The organism is Sphingosinicella sp. (assembly GCF_052387495.1).
GTDB lineage: Bacteria > Pseudomonadota > Alphaproteobacteria > Sphingomonadales > Sphingomonadaceae > Allosphingosinicella.
In genome coordinates, this window is record NZ_JBQTJC010000096.1 from 1 (window position 1) to 6,266 (window position 6,266).

The window sequence follows — 6,266 nt, forward strand, 5'->3', positions numbered from 1 at the left end:
CCTGGGCGGATTACGAGGCCGTCTACCGCGCGAGCTGGAAGCCGGACGAAGGCTCCTTCGCGTTCCTGCGCGCCCTCGCCGAGCAGGAGGGCGAAGCGGGCACGCTCCGCCTCGGCATCGCCAGGCAGGACGGCGCGCCGGTCGCCGCGCAGCTCTGGCTGGTCGAGAATGGCGAAGCGACCATCCACAAGCTCGCTTATGCGGAGAGCGCCAAATCCCTCTCTCCGGGCACCATCCTCGGCGAAGCGATGTTCCGCCGGGCGATCGACACCGACCGGGTGCGCCTGATCGACTATGGCACCGGCGACGAGCCCTACAAGGCGGACTGGATGGCCGATCGGCGCCCGCTCTGGCAGTTGAGCGCGTATAATCCGCGCACGTTCAAGGGCCTGGCCGGCATCGCTCGGGAGAAAGTGTCGGCGCTTGCCGGGCGCGGGCGAAGCCGGTAGGCGCGGGCCGCATCCTCGAGGGGAAAGGGGTAGAATGCAGGCCTGGAACGACGAAGAGGAGGTCGACAAGACGCTTCGCGCGGTGCTCGTCGACGTGCTCGGCCTGGCCGAAAACCGCGTCGCCGGCTTCGATGAGAGCAGCCCCCTGTTCGGCGCCCTGCCCGAATTCGATTCGATGGCGGTCGCGGGCCTGCTCACCGAGCTCGAGGAGCGGCTCGGCATCGTCATCGAAGACCATGAGGTCGATGCCGACATGCTGGAGAGCTACGGCGCCCTCCTCACCTTCGCCCGGGCTAAGGCGCTGCAGTGAGCGCGCTCGGCTTCGAGCGCTTCGACAGTTCAGGACGCCAGGAATGGCTGATGCGGCTTGGCCGGGCCGACGCGCCGGCGATCCTGTTCGTGCCGCCCTTGTTCGAGGAGATGAACCGGACCCGGGCGCTGATCGCGGCCGTGATGCGCCGGCTGGCGAAGCGTGGCCACGGCTGCTGGCTGGTTGATCTCAGCGGCACCGGCGAGAGCGAGCGCGGCCTTGGCGAAGTCACCTGGCAAGACTGGCGGCATGACGTCATGGCGGCGGCCGTGCACGTCGCGAAGCAGGCGCGAAAGCCGCTGATCGCCGCCTTTCGGGGCGGAGCCCTGCTCGACGATGCGGCGGAGGCGCGCGGCCATTGGCGGCTCGCCCCGGTCGACGGCGCGGCAGTGACGCGGGATATGGTCCGCTCGGGATTGGCGGGGGGCGTCGAATGGGCGGGCTATGCGCCGTCCGCCGAGCTCAAGGCCGCGCTCGAAGCCGCCAAGCCCGCACCGGTGACACGGCTGCGCACTGCGCGCCTTACCAGCGATATCGCGTCCGCCGACGTCAAGCTGACTGGGCCGGCGCTCTGGCGACGCTCCGAGCCGGGCAATTCTGCCGAGCTTGCCGATGCGATCGCCGCCGATCTGCTGAAATGGAGCCGCGAATGCGCCGTCTCCTGAGCTTTTCCTGCGGCAAGGCCGAGCTCGCGGCAAGCCTGGACGGCGGAAGAGGCGTCACCGGCCTCCTCATGGTCACCGGCGGCGGTCAGACCCGCGCCGGCTCGCACCGTATGTACGAAAGACTCGCGAAAGCATTGTCAGAAAGTGACATTCCATGTTTCCGCTTCGACCGGCGAGGGGTCGGCGACAGCGAGGGCGAGGATCCCGGCTTTCGCGGCAGCGGTCCCGATATCGCCGCCGCCGCGCGGGCGTTTCGCGCCGCCGCGCCGGGGCTGAAGCGGATCGTCGGCTTCGGCCTGTGCGACGGCGCCAGCGCGCTCGCTTTGTTCGGCATGGACGCCGGGCTCGACGGGATCGTCCTGGTCAATCCGTGGCTGGTCGAGGCGGAGGCGGATTCCCCGCCCCCCGCGGCGATCCGTCGCCATTATCGCCAGCGCCTGCTCAGCCGAGAGGGCTGGAGAGAACTTTTAACGGGCGCAGTCGATTACAGGAAGCTGTTCAAGGGCGTTAGGAAGATCGCCGCAGCCGATCGAGGGTCGCCGTTGGCGCTCGACGTGGCCGCAGCGCTGCGCACCTCCAGGCTTCGGTCCTGGCTCATCCTCTGCGAAGGCGACGCGACCGCGATCGCGGCCGAAGCCGAGCTGAAGGGCTCCGCTTTCAAGGGCCTGATCGAAGGCCGCGAAACGATCCCCAGCGATTCGCACACCTTCGCCCGTCCTGGGGATGAAGCGGCGCTGCTGGCGGCGACATTGAGGGCGCTGAAGGCGCTGGGCGCATAATCGTCATCCCGGCGAAGGCCGGGATCTCGGGACCAGAGGGATACGGAGTCTTTCACCCGCTGAGGTCCCGGCCTTCGCCGGGACGACGTTACGCGTCCTGCATCACCGCTTCCGCCTTGGCCTCGAAATCGGCCTCGGCGAGGAACTTCTCGGCGTCGAGCGCGGCCATGCAGCCGGTGCCGGCGGCGGTGACCGCCTGGCGGTAAATTTTGTCCATCACGTCGCCGCAGGCGAAGACGCCCGGGATCGCGGTGCGCGCGGTCCCTGGCTCAACCGGGATATAGCCGTCGGCGTCCAGGTCCAGATGGCCGCGGAAGAGCTCGGTCGCCGGCGAATGGCCGATCGCGACGAAGGCGCCCTCCAGGTCGATCCGCTCGATCGTGCCGGTCTCGGTGTCGCGCAAGTCCGCCGCGACCAAGGTCTCCGGCTCGCCCCCGGCGACGAACTCGGCGATCTCCCGATTCCACAGCACCTTGATGTTCGGATGCGCGAACAGCCGCTCCTGCAGGATCTTCTCGGCGCGGAGCGAATCGCGGCGATGGATCAGGGTGACGTCATGGCTGTGATTGGTCATGTAGAGCGCTTCCTCGACCGCGGTGTTGCCGCCGCCGATCACGACCACTTTCTTGCCCCGGTAGAAGAAGCCGTCGCAGGTCGCGCAGGCGGAGACGCCCTTGCCCTTGAGCCTTTCCTCGGACGGCAGATTCAGCCATTTCGCCTGCGCCCCGGTCGCGATGACGAGCGTGTCGCCAAGATAGAGGTTGCCGCCGTCGCCCTTCATCCGGAACGGGCGCTCGCTCAGGTCGACCTCGGCGATATGGTCCCATTCCATCCGCGCGCCGACATGCTCCGCCTGCTTCTGCATCTGCTCCATCAGCCAAGGGCCCTGAATGACGTCGGCGAAGCCGGGATAATTCTCGACGTCGGTGGTGATGGTGAGCTGGCCGCCGGGCTGGATGCCCTGGACGACGATCGGCGCCAGGCCGGCGCGGGCGGCGTAGATGGCTGCGGTCAGCCCGGCCGGGCCGGAGCCGAGGATCAGCATGCGGGAGGAATGGGTCGCGGTCATGTCCGGGACGTAAGGGGCCGCTTCGGGCGGCGCAATGGCGGTTTTGCGTCTATCCACAGCCGCTGTTAGAAGCCGCGCCGAGTCCTCGTGAGGAGTGAAGAGCAATGACCGCGCGCGACAACCCGATCGGCCTCGACGGCTTCGAATTCGTCGAGTTCACCAGCCCCGATCCGGAAGCGCTGGCCGGGCTGTTCGCGAAGCTAGGCTTCACGCATGTGGGCAACCACAAGGCCAAGGCGATCCGCCATTATTGCCAGGGCGACATTCATTTCCTCCTGAACATGGAGCCGGACGGCCACGCCAGGGAATTCCGCGAGGCCCACGGCCCGTCCGCCAGCGCGATGGCCTTCCGCGTCGCGGACGCGCAGAAGGCGCATGCGCTCGCCATCAAGCGCGGCGCGACCGGCACGCGCGGCGACCTCGATTTGCCGGTGCTCGAAGGGATTGGCGGCTCCTATCTCTATCTGGTCGACCGGCCCGCGGCCGAGGCGCTCTACGAAAGGGATTTCGAGACGATCGCGGAGTGCGGCCCCGGCGCGGGCCTGCACACGCTCGACCATCTCACCCATAATGTGAACCGGGGGCGGATGGACCATTGGGCGGGCTTTTACGAGCGCGTCTTCAACTTCCGCCAGATTCGCTATTTCGACATCGAGGGGCAGCAGACCGGCCTGCTCAGCCGCGCGATGACCGCGCCGGACGACAAGATCCGCATCCCCCTGAACGAAAGCCAGGACGATTATTCCCAGATCGCCGAATATCTGAAGGAATATAAAGGCGAAGGCATCAAGCACCTCGCCTTCGCCACCGACGATATCTTTAAGACCGTCGACATGCTCCGCGCCAACGGCGTCAAGTTCCAGGACAGCCCCGACACCTATTACGACATGATCGACCAGCGCATCCCGGGCCATTCCCACGACGTGAAGGCGATGCGCGAGCGCCGCATCCTGATCGACGGCTCGCCCGAGACCGGCGAGGGGCTGCTGCTCCAGATCTTCACCGAGAATATGATCGGCCCGATCTTCTTCGAGATCATCCAGCGAAAGGGGAATGAAGGCTTCGGCGAAGGCAATTTCAAAGCCCTCTTCGAATCGATCGAGCTCGACCAGATCAAGCGCGGCGTGATCCCGGCTAAAGCGGACGCCTGATGCGCCTCACCGAGGCCGCGACTCCGGCGCTGATCCTCGACCGCGGCAAGTTTCGGCACAATTGCGAGCGGATGCTGGCCAAGGCGCGCAGCCTCGGCACGCGCCTGCGCCCGCACATGAAGACGCTGAAATCGATCGATGCGGCGCGCGTCGCGATCGATCCGAACCATGGCGGGATCGCCGTCTCGACGCTGAAGGAGGCCGAGTATTTCGCCGGCCACGGCATCGCCGACCTCCAATATGCGGTCTGCATCACCCCGGATAAGCTTCCGCAGGCGGCGGCGATCGCGGTCCAAGCGCCGGGCTTCAGCGCCTTCATCGACAGCGTCGAGATGGCCGAGGCGGTCGCGGGCTTCGTGAGGGCCGGCAATCCGGCTTTCGGCCTCTGGATCGAGATCGACAGCGGCGAGCATCGCACCGGCCTCGCGCCCGACGACGATCGGCTCATTCAGATCGCTGCGATTCTAGAGAGCGCCGGTGTGCCGCTGGCGGGCGCCGCGACTCATGGCGGCCATTCTTATGGCGAGCGCACGCCCGAGGGCATCGCCGGGGTGGCCGAACAGGAGCGGCTTGCGGTGGTCTCCGCCGCCGAGCGGCTGCGCGCGGCCGGCTTCGCGGTGCCCGGGGTCAGCGCCGGCTCGACGCCGACCAGCGTCCACCGGGCGAGCGCCGATGGGCTCACCGAGCTGCGCGCGGGGGTCTACATGGTGGGAGACCTATTCCAGTCCGGAATCGGCTCGCTCGCCGAGGACGAGATCGCCGTCTCCGTCCTCGCCAGCGTCATCGCCCACAATCCGGAGCGCAATCAGATCGTGGTCGATGCGGGCGGGCTGGCGCTGTCGAAGGATCGCTCGACCGCGGCATTGGCCGACGGCGATCTCGGTTTCGGCCTCGTCCTCGACATCGAGGGCGAGCCGAGCCTCGGTAGGCTGACCGTCGCCGGCGTCTCCCAGGAGCATGGCGAGATCAGGGGTGCGGCGCCCCTCCCCTTCGATCGGCTGCCGATCGGTGCCAGGGTCCGCATCCTTCCCAACCATGTCTGCATGACCGCGGCGATCCACGATCGCTATCTGGTCGTCGACGAAGGCGCCGAAATCGTCGCCCGCTGTGACAAGATCGTCGGCTGGTAGCCTCCCGGGGTTGAACCGCGGCGATCCTTTACGTTAAGGTCAGGTTCGGGCGGGCCGCGCTATGATCGCGTCCAGATCCATTTCATCCAAGCCAAGGAGAAACAATGACTTTTCGCCAGTTCCTTGCCGCGACGGCGCTGTCCGCCGGACTCCTCTTTCCCGCCGCCGCGCAGGCCCAGACCCTGCGGGCGGGCGCCACCGTCTCCGATCCTGACGGCGGCGAGGTCGGCACGATCGTCTCCGTCGAGGGCGACGTGATCGTGCTCCGCACCGACCGTCACGAGGTCCGGCTTCCCGCCTCGGCGCTGCGCGCCACCGAGACGGGCGCCGTCGCCGGCGTGACCCGCGATCAGCTCAACGCGCAGATCGACCAGGCGATGGCGCAGGCCCAGCAGGCCTTCGTCGTCGGTGCCACCGTCCGCGATCCCGCCGGCGTGGTGGTCGGCCCGGTCCAGGAGGTCACCGCCGACACCGTCACCGTCCAGTTCCGCGATCGCCAGATCCGGCTGCCGCGCAACGCGCTCACAGCCGGGGACGGCGGGCTCGTGATCGGCGCGACCGTCGTGAGCTCGAGGCGCAGCTCGGCACTTCGGCGTCCGGCTAGACGCTAACCCAGTCGGGGGGGCCCCGGCGGGGCGGGGGGGGGGGCCCCCCCCCGGGGGGGACAAATGCCATACCCCCCCCCCCCCCCCCCCCGCAGCGGCGCCCGCCCC

General features: G+C 68.1%; 8 protein-coding genes. 7 read left to right on the forward strand and 1 reads right to left on the reverse strand.

All coding sequences use genetic code 11. From position 1 onward, the window contains the following. From ACT4N8_RS05405 to ACT4N8_RS05420, 4 genes are all read left to right on the forward strand, one after another. Positions 1–449, forward strand: a 449-nt coding sequence (locus tag ACT4N8_RS05405; protein WP_444857110.1) for a GNAT family N-acetyltransferase, incomplete at its 5' end; no start/stop codon positions are given. 34 nt (positions 450–483) lie between these two features. Next, entirely contained in the window at positions 484–759 is a 276-nt protein-coding gene (locus tag ACT4N8_RS05410) for an acyl carrier protein (protein WP_444857111.1), read from the forward strand. Beyond that, positions 756–1,424, forward strand: a complete 669-nt coding sequence (locus tag ACT4N8_RS05415) for a hypothetical protein (RefSeq protein ID WP_444857112.1) — start codon at positions 756–758, stop codon at positions 1,422–1,424. The genes ACT4N8_RS05410 and ACT4N8_RS05415 overlap by 4 nt, the downstream gene beginning before the upstream one ends. After that, entirely contained in the window at positions 1,409–2,203 is a 795-nt protein-coding gene (locus ACT4N8_RS05420) for a hydrolase 1, exosortase A system-associated (protein ID WP_444857113.1), read from the forward strand. Before ACT4N8_RS05415 ends, ACT4N8_RS05420 begins: the two co-directional genes overlap by 16 nt. 88 nt (positions 2,204–2,291) lie before the next feature. On the opposite strand, the gene trxB is transcribed toward ACT4N8_RS05420, so the two are convergent. Further along, positions 2,292–3,272 (reverse strand): thioredoxin-disulfide reductase, encoded by a 981-nt coding sequence (trxB, locus tag ACT4N8_RS05425; RefSeq protein ID WP_444857117.1) that lies wholly within the window; start codon positions 3,270–3,272, stop codon positions 2,292–2,294. Between the two features lie 104 nt (positions 3,273–3,376). Here trxB and hppD point away from each other — a divergent pair, with 104 nt between their 5' ends. The 3 genes from hppD (at position 3,377) to ACT4N8_RS05440 (ending at position 6,164) form a co-directional block, all read left to right on the forward strand. Beyond that, entirely contained in the window at positions 3,377–4,423 is a 1,047-nt protein-coding gene (gene hppD, locus ACT4N8_RS05430) for a 4-hydroxyphenylpyruvate dioxygenase (RefSeq protein ID WP_444857114.1), read from the forward strand. Then, on the forward strand, positions 4,423–5,553 hold the full coding sequence (locus tag ACT4N8_RS05435) for an alanine racemase (RefSeq protein ID WP_444857115.1): 1,131 nt from the start codon (positions 4,423–4,425) through the stop codon (positions 5,551–5,553). The genes hppD and ACT4N8_RS05435 overlap by 1 nt, the downstream gene beginning before the upstream one ends. A gap of 104 nt (positions 5,554–5,657) precedes the next feature. Next, entirely contained in the window at positions 5,658–6,164 is a 507-nt protein-coding gene (locus ACT4N8_RS05440; protein WP_444857116.1) for a hypothetical protein, read from the forward strand. The last annotated feature ends 102 nt before the right edge of the window (positions 6,165–6,266 follow it).

Coding starts and splice junctions, on each gene's coding strand:
- trxB (WP_444857117.1), bottom strand. CDS start 3,272: ATGACCGCGACCCATTCCTCCCGCATGCTGATCCTCGGCTCCGGCCCG.
- ACT4N8_RS05410 (WP_444857111.1), top strand. CDS start 484: ATGCAGGCCTGGAACGACGAAGAGGAGGTCGACAAGACGCTTCGCGCG.
- hppD (WP_444857114.1), top strand. CDS start 3,377: ATGACCGCGCGCGACAACCCGATCGGCCTCGACGGCTTCGAATTCGTC.
- ACT4N8_RS05420 (WP_444857113.1), top strand. CDS start 1,409: ATGCGCCGTCTCCTGAGCTTTTCCTGCGGCAAGGCCGAGCTCGCGGCA.
- ACT4N8_RS05435 (WP_444857115.1), top strand. CDS start 4,423: ATGCGCCTCACCGAGGCCGCGACTCCGGCGCTGATCCTCGACCGCGGC.
- ACT4N8_RS05440 (WP_444857116.1), top strand. CDS start 5,658: ATGACTTTTCGCCAGTTCCTTGCCGCGACGGCGCTGTCCGCCGGACTC.